At 66.6% G+C, this 15,429-nt stretch carries 12 protein-coding genes; 2 read left to right on the top strand and 10 right to left on the bottom strand.

Going from position 1 to position 15,429, the window contains the following annotated elements; translation table 11 throughout:
* Window positions 1–23: 23 nt before the first annotated feature.
* The 7 genes from HPA01S_RS17885 to HPA01S_RS17855 all read right to left on the bottom strand — a co-directional run bounded on the left by HPA01S_RS17885 (window position 24) and on the right by HPA01S_RS17855 (window position 5,859).
* Window positions 24–662, bottom strand: a complete 639-nt coding sequence (locus tag HPA01S_RS17885) for a pilus assembly PilX family protein (RefSeq protein WP_157085084.1) — start codon at window positions 660–662, stop codon at window positions 24–26.
* Window position 663: 1 nt separating this feature from the next.
* The gene (locus HPA01S_RS23475; RefSeq protein ID WP_066272130.1) at window positions 664–1,680 is read right to left on the bottom strand and encodes a PilW family protein; all 1,017 of its coding nucleotides are present in this window, start codon (window positions 1,678–1,680) and stop codon (window positions 664–666) included.
* Complete coding sequence (gene pilV, locus HPA01S_RS17875; protein WP_084360795.1) at window positions 1,677–2,279, bottom strand: type IV pilus modification protein PilV; 603 nt, start codon at window positions 2,277–2,279, stop codon at window positions 1,677–1,679. The genes HPA01S_RS23475 and pilV overlap by 4 nt, the downstream gene beginning before the upstream one ends.
* A 2-nt stretch (window positions 2,280–2,281) precedes the next feature.
* Window positions 2,282–2,833 carry a GspH/FimT family pseudopilin gene (locus HPA01S_RS17870; RefSeq protein ID WP_157085085.1) on the bottom strand — a complete coding sequence of 184 codons (552 nt, stop codon included), beginning with the start codon at window positions 2,831–2,833 and terminating at the stop codon, window positions 2,282–2,284.
* Between the two features lie 162 nt (window positions 2,834–2,995).
* Entirely contained in the window at window positions 2,996–3,445 is a 450-nt protein-coding gene (gene nrdR, locus HPA01S_RS17865) for a transcriptional regulator NrdR (protein WP_066272127.1), read from the bottom strand.
* A gap of 22 nt (window positions 3,446–3,467) precedes the next feature.
* Window positions 3,468–4,712 (bottom strand): serine hydroxymethyltransferase, encoded by a 1,245-nt coding sequence (gene glyA, locus HPA01S_RS17860; RefSeq protein WP_066272126.1) that lies wholly within the window; start codon window positions 4,710–4,712, stop codon window positions 3,468–3,470.
* Between the two features lie 250 nt (window positions 4,713–4,962).
* Window positions 4,963–5,859 carry a lytic transglycosylase domain-containing protein gene (locus HPA01S_RS17855; RefSeq protein ID WP_084360794.1) on the bottom strand — a complete coding sequence of 299 codons (897 nt, stop codon included), beginning with the start codon at window positions 5,857–5,859 and terminating at the stop codon, window positions 4,963–4,965.
* 752 nt (window positions 5,860–6,611) lie between these two features.
* Here HPA01S_RS17855 and HPA01S_RS17850 point away from each other — a divergent pair.
* Window positions 6,612–10,256, top strand: coding sequence for a DUF748 domain-containing protein (locus HPA01S_RS17850; RefSeq protein WP_306307133.1), 3,645 nt, complete (start codon window positions 6,612–6,614; stop codon window positions 10,254–10,256).
* 112 nt (window positions 10,257–10,368) lie between these two features.
* Entirely contained in the window at window positions 10,369–13,101 is a 2,733-nt protein-coding gene (locus HPA01S_RS17845) for a DUF349 domain-containing protein (protein ID WP_066272124.1), read from the top strand.
* A gap of 55 nt (window positions 13,102–13,156) precedes the next feature.
* Here HPA01S_RS17845 and HPA01S_RS17840 read toward each other — a convergent pair whose 3' ends face one another.
* From HPA01S_RS17840 to HPA01S_RS17830, 3 genes are read right to left on the bottom strand one after another with little or no spacing between them, the layout of a single operon-like run.
* On the bottom strand, window positions 13,157–14,032 hold the full coding sequence (locus tag HPA01S_RS17840) for a M90 family metallopeptidase (protein ID WP_174525305.1): 876 nt from the start codon (window positions 14,030–14,032) through the stop codon (window positions 13,157–13,159).
* Window positions 14,033–14,055: 23 nt separating this feature from the next.
* Window positions 14,056–14,889 (bottom strand): UDP-2,3-diacylglucosamine diphosphatase, encoded by an 834-nt coding sequence (locus HPA01S_RS17835; protein WP_066272145.1) that lies wholly within the window; start codon window positions 14,887–14,889, stop codon window positions 14,056–14,058.
* A gap of 32 nt (window positions 14,890–14,921) precedes the next feature.
* On the bottom strand, window positions 14,922–15,428 hold the full coding sequence (locus HPA01S_RS17830; RefSeq protein ID WP_066272123.1) for a peptidylprolyl isomerase: 507 nt from the start codon (window positions 15,426–15,428) through the stop codon (window positions 14,922–14,924).
* Window position 15,429 lies beyond the last annotated feature (1 nt).

Raw genomic sequence — 15,429 nt, 5'->3', positions numbered from 1 at the left:
GTCAATCAGTTCTGTGTGGGAAATCAGTTGTTGCCGCCACCAGTGGATGCGGTCGGGACGCCCGGAGACAGGACGGACTGCAGCCAGATCTCCGATCCCTGGGTCAATTGGTTGTTGGCATCGACCGCCGCGTCATTGGACAAGCCCCGCGATGTGACGAGGAAACGGTCGTTCGTCATTCTCTGTATCACGCAGGTCGGGAAGTTGGCAGTCGTGACCTGCACTTCAGTCTGGACCGTGCTGTCGAAGGTGGGCGTGTAGGTAATCAGGTTGGCGGCCCCGCTGGCCCAGTTGGATCGGGTGTTCCATGCGCCTGCGGCGAGGTTGTCCGGGTCGAGTTCGGCTGACACGATTCTTGACTCCAGCGAACCGTACAACACGCCTTCGTCGCTGGTGATGTCGATCACCACAGCCTCACAGTAGCGCAGTGCCGCCTCGGCGGACTGGCGAGCCACTTGCGTGGTACGCATGTTGTTGGAGAACTGCTCGTGGGTGGCGGCGTTGCGGGCCGCGAGCAGGCCGGCCAGGGAGATGATCACCAGCATGATCAAGGCCATCGGTAGCACGACACCGTGCTCGCGTCGAACATTCTTTGTGAACGGCTTTTGCATGCCCATCATGTCGGGCTGTACTGCCTGGCGGTGGTGCGGACGGGTTCTCATGTCACTGTTCCCCGGACAAATGGGCCCAGGGGTTGCGTACCGAGCCGTCGGCGGCCAAGCCGTAGTTGGCTGGTACTGCTGGGCGCATGTTCCGCAACTGCACTGTAGTGTGGTACGCCCGGCGCAGGAAGCCATCCTCGTTGCCATCCTGTCGCACGCCGTTGCAATCCACATAGCTGCCGAGCTCCGCGCGTGACCCGCCGGAGCTCGGCACAGGTCGACTGGTGCGAGCCAACAAGCATATGTGCACGCCCGCCACACGGGACCAATTGGACAGGGTGGCGCCTAACACGGCATTGCTGGCATCCACATAGCTGGTGATCTGATGGGGCATGGGGTCGTCTGTCACCGGCATCGCCGTGATGGCATAGCGGATCTGCATGTCTTCAATGTTGGGAATCAGCGCTGTTGCTGCGTCGAACCCGGTGCCGCCGCTGCCATCCATTCCCCTGCAGAACAGGGTGGGGATGTTGTCGTTGGCGGTGTCCGCCGCCACGTAATATCGGTTGTCTGCGAGTGGAATCGTGATGCCTCCGCCGATGTCCCATGCGGTGATGGCTGTAAAGCTACAGTTGGTAGGCCGGCCGGCCGCAGTGGCCTGGGTGTTCAGCGCAGACGCTTCGTATCTGATCGCAATTGCGTCCGAGCCAGTGGTGGTGGTGCCGCAGGCCATGCCGTCAAACCTTGTGGTGGCCGTGTTGTCGGAGAAGCCTCCATCACACCCCCGTACGCCCAATCCTTGAAAGTTGCGGGCACCTGTGGCGTTAAAGCCAGAGTAGCCCGCAAGGCGGATCTGCTGTTGCAGCATTTCCAGCGCCAGGCTGGCGTCTTCGTTCATTTGCGACTCGAGAGTGCTGCCGCGTGAACTGTTGGAGGTTGCCACGTAGATGGCGCCGACTGCGCCCATGAGGAACAGGCCAATGGTCATGGCCACCAGCAGTTCCACAATGCTCATGCCGCGCTGGTGACGCACGGGAGACCGGGTGCGCAGTGCGACGGGGAGCGCAAACCGTTTCATAGTCCGACCTTGAAATACATGCAGCTGTAGATGGCCCTGTCTGCTTCACTCAGGTTGTTCGGGCAGGAGAACTGGCCGGCGGTGAACAAGGCGTCCCCCACGGAGGTTGTGGGTTCCTGCCAGAGCAGCCACACATCCAGGTTGCGGGCGCTGCCAGTGGGGTTGCTCACGACGATGGCGCGGCCCTGGGGAAGGCGGTCGGCCACGGTGCGCTGGAACAGCATGCGGTCATAGCCCGCCACGTTTTGCGCAGCCGTTGCAGGGACCGCTTCGTCGGCCGTCATGGCAGCTTGGGCTGTGGCCACGTCGGCCGTCGCCGGAACGGCATCTGCCAATGCGACGGAATAGCTTCCCAGATCGTAGCCATACACATTCAGGCGCGCCCGGTCCGCGTAGTCGTTGACCAGAGTCAAGCCCGTCAAACGGAGTTGAGCCGTTTTGTTGTATCCAAAGGTCGCCGCTGATATCCCACCGATACCCAGCAATCCCAGCGAAATAATGAGCAGCGCGACCAGGACCTCGACCATGCTGGCGCCGATTTGTGGCGTGACAGGACGAGAGCGGACGTTCGGAGACGAGCAACTGGATCGGGTCTTCATGTTCAGCTTTCCCGAGCGATGGCTCTGACGTACGCACGGCCGATGCGGTTCACTGCCACTTCATTCATCTGGATGGCGATGCTGCCTGTCGGGATAACCTGCAGGGTGGTGGCGTTGGATGCCATCAAGCCGTTGGGCATAAAGACCAACTGGCGGACATTGCCGGACGACAACATGCTGGTGAGTCCGGTGGACGCACCCCGTGACGCGATGACGGTTTCTCCGTTGTTTATCGAGCCATTGCCATTCGAGTCCACGAACACGAGCCAGCCATTGCGCCATTCGTTGCTGTTTGCGCACGAGGTGCCGTTGGAGCTGCTGCACATGACCACGCGGCGTGAGGTCTTGATGGCCTCCGAACGCGCCAATTGCACATGCGCCGTGAATGCCTTGGTCGCGCTGTCACGCTGCCACCCACGCAACTGGTTGGTGAAGCTCGGGATGGCCAACATCAGCAGGATCGTCGCGATCAAGAGCGTCACCATGAGCTCCACCAGGGTGAAGCCTCGTTGGTGGCCGGCGCTGGCGGCATGGCGGCGGGGTGGGGTGTGCATCAAAAGGGGGTACTCCGAGGCCAAATGTAACGACCCCCCCTTTTGTTCACCAGCGGGTGTCTGACGTGCGGCACGTTTGTGGCTATCGAGGGCGAGAGTCCACGAATTTCGTGCGGTTTTACCGCTGAAAATGTATCCAGGGAGTGCGACTCGGAGCCTCGATCAGCGCTGAACTTCGTCCACCAGCGCCCGGAAATCGTCGATGTCCTCGAAGCTGCGGTACACGCTGGCAAAGCGGATGTAGGCCACCTTGTCCAGCTTTTTGAGTTCCCGCATCACCATCTCACCCAGGCGAGTGGCGGGCACCTCGCGCACACCCAGGTTGAGCAGTTTTTCCTCGATGCGCTCAATGGCGGCGTCCACCTGCTCGGTGCTGACCGGGCGTTTGCGCAACGCCAGCACGAAGGACGCCCGGAGTTTGCCCGGCACGTAGTCGACCCGGCGGCCGTCTTTTTTGACCACCGCCGGAAAGCTGACTTCTGGTCGTTCGTAGGTGGTGAAGCGTTTTTCGCAGTGGCCGCACTGGCGGCGGCGCCGGATGAAGTCCGCGTCTTCCGAGACGCGGGTTTCCACGACCTGGGTTTCAAGGTGGCCGCAGAATGGGCACTTCATTGCTGGACGCCGCCTGTTTGCATTACTTGTAGACCGGGAAACGCGCCGTCAGGGCATTGACCTTGGCGCGCACGGCCTCGATGTTGGCCGGGTCGCGTGGGTTGTCCAGCACGTCGGCGATCAGGTGGGCAGTGGCACGCGCCTCTTCGTCCTTGAATCCGCGCGTGGTCATCGCGGGTGTGCCGATGCGCACACCGCTGGTCACCATCGGCTTTTCCGGGTCGTTGGGAATGGCGTTCTTGTTGATCGTCATGTGCGCGCTGCCCAGCACCGCCTCGGCTTCCTTGCCGGTGATGCCCTTGGCCCGCAGGTCCACCAGCATCACGTGGCTCTCGGTGCGGCCGCTGACGATGCGCAGGCCGCGCTCGGTCAGCGTCTGGGCCACGATCTGGGCGTTCTTCAGCACCTGCTGCTGGTAAACCTTGAACTCGGGCGTCAGCGCTTCCTTGAGTGCCACCGCCTTGGCCGCGATCACGTGCATCAGCGGGCCGCCTTGCAGGCCGGGGAAGATCGCGCTGTTGATGGCCTTCTCGTGTTCGGCCTTCATCAGGATGATGCCGCCACGTGGGCCGCGCAGGCTCTTGTGGGTGGTGGAGGTGACCACGTCGGCGTGTGGCACCGGGTTGGGGTAGACGCCGGCAGCAATCAGGCCGGCGTAGTGCGCCATGTCCACCATGAAGATGGCGCCCACGTCCTTGGCCACCTTGGCAAAACGGGCGAAGTCGATGCGCAGGCTGTAGGCGGAAGCACCGGCAATGATCAGCTTGGGCTTGGTTTCATGGGCTTTGCGCTCCATGGCGTCGTAGTCGAGCTCTTCCTGGTCGTTCAGGCCGTAGGACACGACGTTGAACCACTTGCCGCTCATGTTGAGCGCCATGCCGTGGGTGAGGTGGCCGCCTTCGGCCAGGCTCATGCCCATGATGGTGTCGCCGGGTTTGAGGAAGGCGAGGAAGACGGCTTCGTTGGCAGAAGCACCGCAGTGGGCCTGCACGTTGGCGGCTTCGGCGCCAAAGAGTTGCTTGACGCGGTCCAGCGCGAGCTGCTCGGCCACGTCAACGTACTCGCAGCCACCGTAGTAGCGCTTGCCGGGGTAGCCCTCGGCGTACTTGTTGGTGAGCTGGGTGCCCTGGGCCCACATCACCGCGGGCGAGGCGTAGTTCTCGCTGGCGATGAGTTCAATGTGGTGTTCCTGGCGTGCGTTTTCGGCCTGGATGGCGGCGAACAGTTCGGGGTCGGTCTGTTCGACAAGTTGATTGCGGTCGTACATGGCAGTCCTTCAAGACGTGAAACCTTGCGCGGTGACAAGGGCTGCCCAGGCGAACGGCTGAACACCCTGGCCGTTTCAGCCCGGGTGGCACGCTTCCCAGTGGTTGTCCCTGTGTGTTCCCGATCACAGATCGGCAGGGGGTCCACGTCAGCGGCTTTCTCCGACAGAAGACATCGGAGGCGCGCGCCTATCGCCAGTTGCGTACCCGGCTAGTTTAGCCGAGCCGCGGAAGATCCCGGATGTGCCGGATTCAGGATTGGGTGACGGGCTCGCCGGCCTGTTTGGCAGCGGCTTCCGCTTCCGCGTCGTGGCCGGTCGGTGCCGCTGGACGTGCAGCAGGGGCAGCGTCAGCCGGCGCAACGACTTGCGTCGCACGTGGTTGCGGCACATAGCGCTGCATCGGCTTGCCCAGCGCCACGCTCTGGATGCGCAGGTGTTCGGCCATCACGCGGTTGATGTACCAGCTTCCGTCGGAGGTCACGGCGCCAACGTAGAGGCGAAGGCCGCCTTCCACCGAGCCGGCGCGCTTGACGGCGTCCTGCAGGACGCGTGCACCGACGCGCAGGTTGGACACGGGGTCGAAGGCAGCGAGCTGGCCGCCGAAGTCGTTGTACTTGTCGGTGTGCACACGCGTGAGAACCTGCATCAGGCCTTGCGCGCCGACGGGGCTCTGCGCGAACGGGTTGAAGCGCGACTCGACGGCCATCACGGCCAGGATCAGGGTCGGGTCTAGCTTGGCCCGCTCGCCCACGGCAAAGGCCTCAGCCACCAGCACGCTCAAGGGCTCGGGTGCCACGCGGTACTTGTTGCTGAGCCAGAACGTCACGTTGGCTTGCTGCTTCGGCAGATTGCTCGGCTGCGCCGCGGTGACGCGGTCGATGGCGGTGGGCTCGGCGGCGTAGACATCGTCCGCGGTAGCGGCTTCCTGCCGCTGCAGCAGCCAACCCAGGAGCTGGCCTTCGGCGTCGGCGCGCAGGTCGGCGCGCGCGCTCAGGGTGATCAGGGCCACGGCCAGCAGCGTGCCCAGCAGGGCAAGGCCGTTGTGCGTGATGTCGAAAAAGCCCTGGTAGGTGTCGCGCACGGCGGCCTTGAGGGATGCCACGGCACCTGAGGTGCTCTGGTGTGGCCGGGAGTTGTTCTCGGTCATGAAGTCGATCCTTTCTGCGCTGACCTGGCTTGTGGGCCGGGTCGGCTGGATTGGTTGCCGTTGGCGGCCTGCCGGGTGCAGGCGGTCGCATTGGCCGTTTCGGCGGTAGTCTGGATGCCCGGTTGGGCAAAGCTGGCGCATCCTATGTAGTTATTAATATCAAGTCAATGTTTAGATATTGATTTGAAACTACTTTTTAATCTATAAAAATGTGAATGAAAGTAAATGGACCGGGATTGCTAGCGTGCCTCCCCGTGTGGACTGGGCTCGCGCGCTGTGCCGGTTTGAAGTGCCGTTTGTCGGCTGGCAGGCGCCTTTCACACTCCAAAATGCGTTTGCGGGCTCGCCAAATGGCGGTTTACCTTGCGATTGAAAATCTGCATGGAAATACGGATGGCCTCGTCTTGCCGCTGCGAGGTGGTCGGGGTAACCTGCAGTCGTCTGTTTGAAAACAGACAAAAACTGGCACCGCGGCGAACCGTACGCCAGTCCCAACGGGAGCAATCTCTTGCTTCCAGGCTGGAGAGACATCCAACTCCCTCCGCCAAAACCGACGGCACGAGCATTTAGCCCGCCGTCAACCCCGGCAAGCTGTGCTTGTCGGGGTTTCTTGTTTCTGGGGCCTGGGTGTGATGTCCTTATATATATGCAGGACTCGCCATGGCACTCGCGAGGTGGTGTTTCCTGGGTTCGACGACACTCGTGGGAATGCGCCGGCCAACCTCTGCACGATGAACACCATTTTTGTTTCCTTGAGTCAAAACCGCTGGGCGCGTCGCCTGTTGTGGGCCGTGTTGGCGCTGTTGCTGTTGTGGGGACTGAGCTGGCTTGCGGTACCACCCCTGCTCAAGTGGCAACTGGAGAAGCAGGCCTCGGCCGCGCTGGGCCGCAAGGTCACGGTGGAGCGGGTGGACTTCCGGCCCTGGTCGCTCGAGCTGACGGTGGAGGGGCTGCGGGTGGCCACGGCAGACGGCGAGGGGGAGCAGTTTTCGCTGGCCCGCCTGTATGCGGACGCCGAACTGCAGTCGGTGTTCAGGCTGGCGCCGGTGGTGGATGCCCTGGTGCTGGAGCACCCGCGGCTGCAACTGCGCCATCTGGCCGAGGGGCGCTATGACATCGACGACGTGCTGCAGCGCCTGCAACCGAAGGACAACGAGCCCCCCTCCGACCCGGCGCAGTTTGCGCTGTTCAACATCAGTCTGTCGGGCGGCGAGATCACGTTTGTCGACGACAGCGTGGATGCCACCCATCAGCTCCAGGGGCTGGAGATCGGCGTGCCGTTCCTGAGCAACCTGCCGTCTCGTCGCGACATCGTGACCCAGCCTCGGGTGGCCTTTGTGCTGAATGGCAGCGCGTTTGATTCGAGCGCCAGCACCACACCCTTTGCCCAGACCCGCAACACCGATGCCAGCGTGGAGGTGCCCGAGCTGGATCTGGCGCCATACCTGCCGTACTGGCCGGCGGCCTGGCCGATCAAGCTGGAAGCGGGTGTGCTGCACACCGCCCTCAAGCTGGACTTCGAGCAGGCGGACACGCCCCGGCTCTCGCTTTCGGGCAGCGCCGCGGTGTCGGGCCTGCGCGTGGTCGAGCGCGTGGGACCGTCGGAAACCGCCGAGTTGCTGGCATGGGAGCGCCTGGGCGTCACCCTGAACCGGGTGGAACCGCTGGCGGGCCGGGTGGACCTGGCCGCCATTGAACTGAAGGCACCGAGTGTGTCTTTGTCGCGCGAGGCCGGGGGGCGACTCAACCTGCAACGAGTGGCCCAGGCCTGGGCGGCGGCTGCTTCGCCTGCGTCAACCCCGGCGACGCCCCCCGAAACAGCCTCTACCGCCGCGGCCCCGGGCTGGAACGTGAGCGTGGCGCGCCTGGACATTGATGGTGGCAGCGTGCGCTGGCGCGATGCCGCCGTGCAGCCCGCCGCCGCCTTGTCGCTGGACAATCTGCGGGTGCAAGCCCAGGCGCTGAGCTGGCCGGTGCAGGCGCCGATGCCGTTCGAGCTGTCGGCGCAGCTCGGACAGACGCCCTTGTCAGCCCAGGGCACGGCCACCGACACCGAAGCGAGCGCACAGGTCACCTTGGGCGAGCTGCCGCTGGCGCCACTGGCGCCCTATGTTGCGCAGGCCCTGGTGCCGCCGCTCGACGGGCGCCTCGCGGCCGATCTGCAACTGGACTGGCGGGCCGCCCGGGACGGGCAGGCGATGGCCCTGGCGTTGACGGCCAAACAGATCGACCTGAACGAGCTGCGCCTCGGCCCGGCGCGCCAGCCCTTGGCCAGTTGGGCCAGCCTGCAGGTGCAGGACGCGAAACTGGACCTGACGGCCAGTACCGCCGTGGTCGGCAAGCTGGTGCTGAACCGCCCGCAGGTGCGCGTCGAGCGCGACAAGGACGGTCGCTGGATGGTGGAGCGCTGGCTGAAGACTGCCAAGGATCCCAGCAGCAGCGCTGTGCCATCGCCCTGGCAAGTCACCCTGACCGACGTGCAGCTCACCGGCGGCAGCGCCACGCTGGACGACCAGTTGCCTGCGCAACCGGTGCGGCTGGCGCTCAGCCAGATGCAGCTGCAGATCAAGAACCTGCAGCCGCTGGCGTCCAGCCAGCCCGACATGCCGGTGTCGGCCCAACTGCGTTTGGCTGCGGTGGGCAACGAGCGCGCCGAGCCTGGCCGGCTGGTGCTGGACGGCACGCTGCGCCTGCCCGAGGCCCAGGGCCTGCGCACCAAGCTCAAGGTGCAGGCTGACCGTTTGCCGGTGCACGCGCTGGAGCCTTACTTCGGCGACCGCCTGAACCTGGAGCTGCTGCGCGCCGACACCAGCTTCCGCGGCACCGTGGATGCCGCCTTGCCATCCGCCGGCCTGCGGCTGTCGCTGGCCGGCAATGCCGCGCTGGACGATTTCCGCGCCAACACCGCGTCGCCCGCCGAAGAGTTGCTGGCCTGGAAGTCGCTGCAGGTGCGGGGCCTGCAACTGGCCCTGGCGCCAGGGCAGGCCACGCGCGTGTCGGTGGACGAGACCGTGCTCAGCGACTACTTTGCGCGCCTCATCATCCACGAGTCGGGGCAGATCAACCTGCAGGGCCTCATCAAGCACGATGGCGACGACGCCGCTGCCCCGCAGGCGGGCGCCGCACCCGCGCCGGCCGCAACTGCCAGCGCCACGGCACCACCTCCCGCACCGGCGGTGGCGCAGGCCGGGCCGGCGGCGGACATCCGCTTCGGGCCGATCAGCCTGGTCAATGGCCGGGTGCTGTTCTCCGACCGTTTCATCAAGCCCAACTACTCGGCCAACCTGAGCGAGCTCACCGGCAGCCTGAGCGCATTCAGCAGCGTGTCGCCGGGTGGCGCGCCGCAACTGGCCGACCTCACGCTGCGGGGCCGCGCCGAAGGCACGGCGGCGCTGGAGATCGACGGCAAGCTCAACCCGCTGGCGCAGCCGCTGGCGCTCGACATTCAGGGCCGCGTGCGCGACCTGGAGTTGCCGCCGCTCTCACCCTACACGGTGAAGTACGCCGGCTACGGCATCGAGCGCGGCAAGCTCAGCATGGACGTGACCTACAAGATAGAACCCAATGGCCAGCTCACCGCGAGCAACCAGGTGATCCTGAACCAGCTCAGCTTCGGCGACCGCGTGGCCGGCAGCGAAGCGCCCAACCTGCCGGTGAAACTGGCGGTGGCTCTGCTGGCCGACCGCAACGGCGTGATCGACATCAACCTGCCAGTCAGCGGTTCGCTCAACGACCCGCAGTTCAAGGTCGGCCCGCTCATCGTGCGCCTCATCTTCAATTTGATCGGCAAGGCGGTGACGGCGCCGTTCTCCCTGATCGCCAGCGCCTTCGCCGGTGGGGGTGAAGAAATGAGCCAGGTCGCCTTCAGCCCGGGCAGCAAGACCCTGGACGACGCGGCGCGCCAGCGGCTGGACGCGGTGGCCAAGGCGCTGGCAGACCGGCCCGCGCTGCAGATCACCGTAGTTGGCCAGAGCGACCTGGAGATCGAGCGCAGCGGCTACCAGCGTGCCCGCCTCGACGAGCGGGTGTTGGCGGAAAAGCGCCGCGCCCTGTCGCGCGAAGGTGTGGCCATCAGCGACACGCTCAGCGTCTCGCCGGCCGAGTACCCGGCGCTGCTGAAAGAGGTCTACAAGCGGGCCGACATGCCCAAACCGCGCAACCTGGTCGGGCTGGCCAAGGACATTCCGCAGGCCGAGATGGAGGCGCTGTTGCTGGCGTCCATCCCGGTCACGGCCGATGCCATCCGCGAACTGGCGGTGGCGCGTGGCGTGGCGGTGAAGGACTATCTGGCGAGCCGGCAGCTGCCCGAAGAACGCATGTTCCTGGGCGCACCCCTGCTCGCGAGCGCGGGTGAGAAATGGCGTCCGCAGGCCGAACTCAAGCTGGCGCCGCGCTGAGCGGCGGCCACTGTGGGCCGGCACACGGCGCCGGCCCGCCAACTGCGGCGACAATACGCCTTTGTCGCGCCGCCGTGGCGCTGGCACCCGAATCGATCAAGCCCTCTTTTTCATGTCGTTGTTTTCCCTGCGCAAAGACCCGTCTTCGTCCAAAGCTGCCCCATCTGCCGTGAACACGCCCACCCCCTCCAAACCGGCCAGCTCCAATGCCGCCCACCCCCTGGACGCCGTCACCGGCGGTGCGTTCTCTGCACCCACTTCGGGTGAGCGCGCCGCGCGCATCCGCGAGTGGCTGGCCACCGAGCCCGCGCTGGAGCAGATGAACGAAGTCTTCAAGGAGCTCTCGCACCGCGACCGTGGCGCCGCCAAGCCCCTGAAGGAAAAACTCGACGAGGTGAAGCGCCAGAAGTCGCAGGAGCAGATGTCGGTGGAGTGGGCGCAGAAGGCCCAGGCCCTGGTCGACCAATCGCGCCTGAACCTGGCCGACGCCCTGGCCTGGCAGCGCGACGCCGCTCGTGCTGGCGCACCGCTCTCGCGTGAACCGCTGGCCACCTTGCGCCAGGCGCTGGCCGAGCGCGTGAAAGCCATCGAAGACCTGCAACACCGGGTGCAGGTCGAACGCGAAGCCGCGGTGCTGATGGCGCAGCGCATCGAAGTGCTGTCCACCAAACCCTGGCGCGACGCGCAACAGATCGCCGAGACCCTGCGTAGCGACGTGGCGCAGTGGCAGCAGCAGGCCAGTGCGCTGGCGCAAGACCCGCAATGGCCCAGCGTGGACGTGAAGTTCCCGCCCATGCTCGACGCCTCACGCCAGCAACTGCAGCTGGTGTGGGAAGCCTTTGAAGCCGCGCTGGCGCAGACCGTCGCCGCCGAAGCCAACCCGCAGGCGCCGCTGCCCGCGGTGCCGGTGTGGGCCGACGAGCTGCGCGTGGCCCGCGGCCAGGACGTGGCCGCCCCGGCAGAAAAAACCGCGCAGGACAGCCAGGCGCAGCAGGAGCGGCGCGCCCGCGTTGCCGCCGATCTGGAACAGGCCCTGGGTGTGCTCGAACGCGAACTGGCCGAAGGCCACGGCAAGGCCACGCCCAAGGCCGCGGCCGACGTGCGCGGCCTGCTCAAGAGCCACGGCCGCCTGATCCCGGCCGCGCTCGACGCACGGGCCCAGGCCGCACTCGGCCAGGCCGGTGAACTCGAAGGCTGGCAGCGCTGGCGCGCCGACCAGCTGCGCGAAGAACTCGTGGCCAAGGCCGAGGCCCTGCTGCAGGCGCCCGAAGGCCAGCGCCTGGGTGGCCGCAAGATGCAGGAAACCCTGCGCGCGTTGCGCGACCAGTGGAAAACCACCGACCAGGGCGGCCAGCCCAACCACGCGCTGTGGAAGCGTTTTGACGAAGCCTGTACCGAGGCCCACAAGGTGGTCGAGGCCTGGCTGGTGCAGGTGCGCCAGCAGAGCGAGGCGCACAAGGCGCAGCGCGTGGCCATCATCGAAGAACTCAAGGCCTGGACCGATGCCCACGCCCAGAGCACCGACTGGAAAACCCAGGTGCGTGAACTGCATTCCTTCTCGGAGCGCTGGCGCGAAGCCGGCCACCTGAGCGAAAAGGCCTTTGCCGACATCCAGCCGGTCTGGAAAGACGCCATGCACAAGGCGCACGGCCCGCTCGAAGTCGCCCAGGCCGAGAGCACGGCGCGCCGCAAGGCCCTGATCGAAGAAGCCACTGCGCTGGGTGCTGCGCCCATGCTGCGCATCGACGCCGTCAAGGCGCTGCAGCAACGCTGGCAGGCCGAGGCCCATGCGGTGCCGCTGGAGCGCAAGCACGAACAAAAACTCTGGGAGGCTTTCCGCCAGCCCATCGACGAAGCCTTTGCACGCAAGAGCACGGAACGCGAGAAGGCCAACAGCGCATTGAACGCACACGACCAGCGCGTGCTGGACGCCTCGCGTGCGCTCGAAGCGGCCAGCGCCAGCGGCGACGCGCAGCGCATCCGCACGGCCATGAACGACTTGGAGCTGGCCCTGGCCGGCCAGGCGGCCGCGCCTGCGCCCGCAGCGGCGCCAGCACCGGCCGCAGAAGCACCGGCGGCAGATGCCACGCCGCCCGACGCCACCACCGAAGCCGGCAGCAGCGATGAAGCCGCCACCGGCGAGGCAATGGCCGAAGCCGAAGCACCGGCCAAGCCCGCGGCGCCCGCCGCGCCACCGAAGAAGATCGTGGCCGTGCGCGGCGACGACCGACCGGGCATGAAAAAGGCCGAACCCGCCGGCCGGGACGCGCGCCGCCCCGATGGCCGCCGCGACGGCCCGGGCGGACGGCCCGACGCGCGTGGTGGCCGCGATGCCCGTGGCCCGGGTGCCAACCCCTGGGGCCGGGAAGAGCGCGAACCGCGCGGCCCGCGCCTGGGTGATGCGGCTTTCCGCGCACAGCGCCAGGCCATCGAAGCCGCCCAGACCAGCTTGCGCAAGCTCGCGGCCCAGGCCCATGGTGAGGTGCTCACGCAACTCATGAGCGCCTGGGAGCAGCGCGACGCCGAGCAGATGCCGACCGCGCAAGCGCTTGGTGCGCGCGTGAGCGCGGGCAACCGCAGTGGATGGTCGGCCGCGGTGTCGAAACCGGCCGCCGCGCTGGCCGGCGAAACCCTGCTGCGCCTGGAAATGGCGGCCGAGGTGCCGACGCCCGCCGAACACCTGAGCGAACGCCGCATGCTGCAACTGCAGTTGCTGACGCGCCGCCACGCCGCCGCACCGGCCGACACCTGGATCGACGACACCGCCGCGGTGCTGGGCTCGGCGTTCGACGCCGCCGCCGCGCGCCGGCTGCAGAACGTGTTGAAGGTCTTGCTCAAGCGCTGAGCAAAGCCAGGCACCTGGCGGGGCTTCCCACCCGGCTGGCGTGGCCCCGCCCCGCTCAGTGCTCCGCGCTGGCGGGGGGCGGTTCCTGCCCCGGCCTGAAGAAGCCGTCGTAGAGCGGGATCAGCGCCGGAAACTCCAACGCAAAACGGTTCCGGTTGACGAAGAAGGCTTCGCAGGTGACGGCGAAGAATTCGGCCGGGTCTTGCGCCGCGTAGTCGTCCAGCCAGGGCGGCTCGCCACCGAAGCGTTCGGCCATGGACACCGCTTCGCGGAAATCGTCGTAGCTGGTCTGCATGGTGCGTTGCCACAGGGCGCGCGCTTCAGTGCGGTGGCGCGTGCTCATGAAGCCGTCGGGCAGCGGCGGAGCGCCTCCCGGGGCGTCGCCCAGTTGCAGCTCCTGCATGTCCATCTTGTGCACGAACTCGTGGATCACCACGTTGTGGCCTTGCTGCGCCCATTCGCCCGCGTGTGCCACGTCGTCCCAGCTCAGCATCAGCGGCCCGCGGTCCATGGCTTCGCCGGCCAGCACCTCGTCGTACTGGTGCACCACGCCCGCGCCGTCGGTGCGCTTGCGTTTGGCGACCACGGCTCCGGGCTGCACCACGATGCCGACGAAGTCGCCATACCAGTCGAGCAGGCGGCGCGGGTCGGCCACGGCTTCACCCGAGACACCGTGCATGTGCAACAACGGCAGGCAGGCCTGGGCCGCGATCGCCACGGCCATGGCGTCGGTCACTTCCAGGCCATTGGCGCCATGGAATTCCTTCTCCAGCAGGAAGTGGGTGCACAGCAGGCGCAGCCGCTGTTGTTCGGCCTGTTCGAGCGCGGCCAGAAACGGGTGGGCGGTGAGCGTGCGCTGCCACAGCGCTTCGGGGATGGTGGTGGGGCGGCGCAGGGAGCGGGGCAGCCAGCGTTGGATCAGGTCGAGCATGGGGGACAGGTGGGGCCTGCGCGTCAAACCAAAAGGGTCAGGCGGCGCGCGCCCTGGGCCGTGATCCGCAGCACCTCGGCGCGTGGTGGCTGTGCGCCGGCGTCCCAGTCGCTGAGCACCAGCCGCTGCAGGCCGTCGCCCAGGTCGTGTTGTGCGGGGCGGTGGGTGTGGCCGTGCACCAGGGTGTCGGCCTGCGTCTGGTGCAACCAGGCACGTGCGGCCTCGGTGTCGACATCGGCCCAGAGGCTGGGGTCGTGGCCGGTGCTGCGCTTGCGCGCTTCGCTCTGCGCGCGCAGATCGCGCGCGATGGCCTCGCGCTGCGCCAGCGGCTGGGCCAGAAAGGCCTGTTGCCAGGCGGGTTCACGCACCATGGCGCGAAAGCGCAGGTAGTCGGTGTCGGCCAGGCAGAGTTCGTCGCCGTGGCTGAGCAGCCAGCGCCGGCCCTGGAAGGCCAGCACGGTGGGATCGGCCAGGCCCGACATGCCGCAGGCCTGCAGGCCGGCCGGGCCGAATAAAAAGTCCCGGTTGCCGGGCAGGAAATACACCGGCGCCAGCGCGCTGTAGGCACGCAAGGCGGCGGCGCAGGCGCGCCAGAAGGCGTGGTCGCCCGAGGCGCCAGTGGAGGCCGCAGCGCTTTCGTTGTTCAGCAGGTCGTCACCGACCCAGACCTCGAACAGGTCGCCGAGGATGAACAGGGCGTCGGCGCGCAAGGTTGCAGGCTGCTGCAGGTAACGCAGCCAGGCCTGGAAGGTGTCGGGTTCGCTGGCCTGCAGGTGCAGGTCGGAAATGACATCGACCGCTTGCCAGCTCGCGGGTGCGGTCAGCTCGGCGAAGCGGTCGGTGGGTGTGGCGGGCATGGAGGGCAGGGGCAGCAGGCTGCCCCCGTCGATCACAGCGCGACGGCTTTTTCGATCACGACGTCGTCCTTCGGCACGTCGTCGTGGAAGCCCTTGCGGCCGGTCGGCACGCCTTCGATCTTCTTCACGATATCGGCGCCCGAGACCACCTTGCCGAACACCGCATAACCCCAGCCCTGTGCGCTCGGTGCGGTGTGGTTGAGGAAGCCGTTGTTGGAGACGTTGATGAAGAACTGGGCGGTGGCCGAGTGCGGGTCGCTGGTGCGCGCCATGGCCACGGTGTAGGTGTCGTTCTTCAGGCCATTGTTGGCTTCGTTGGCGATGGCATCGGCGGTGGGCTTTTGCGTCATGCCGGGTTCGAAGCCGCCGCCTTGCACCATGAAGCCGGGGATCACGCGGTGGAACACCGTGTTGTTGTAGTGGCCCTTGTTGACGTAGGCGAGGAAGTTGGCGGTGGACAGGGGCGCTTTTTCAGCGTCGAGTTCCAGCGTGATGACGCCGTGTCCGGCAATGTGCAGTTCGACTTGGGGGTTGGCCATG

It is taken from the genome of Hydrogenophaga palleronii NBRC 102513, from assembly GCF_001571225.1.
In the GTDB taxonomy this organism is placed as follows: domain Bacteria; phylum Pseudomonadota; class Gammaproteobacteria; order Burkholderiales; family Burkholderiaceae_C; genus Hydrogenophaga; species Hydrogenophaga palleronii.
Note: the sequence above shows the minus strand (reverse complement) of the source record. Positions and strands in the feature narration are given on the sequence as shown.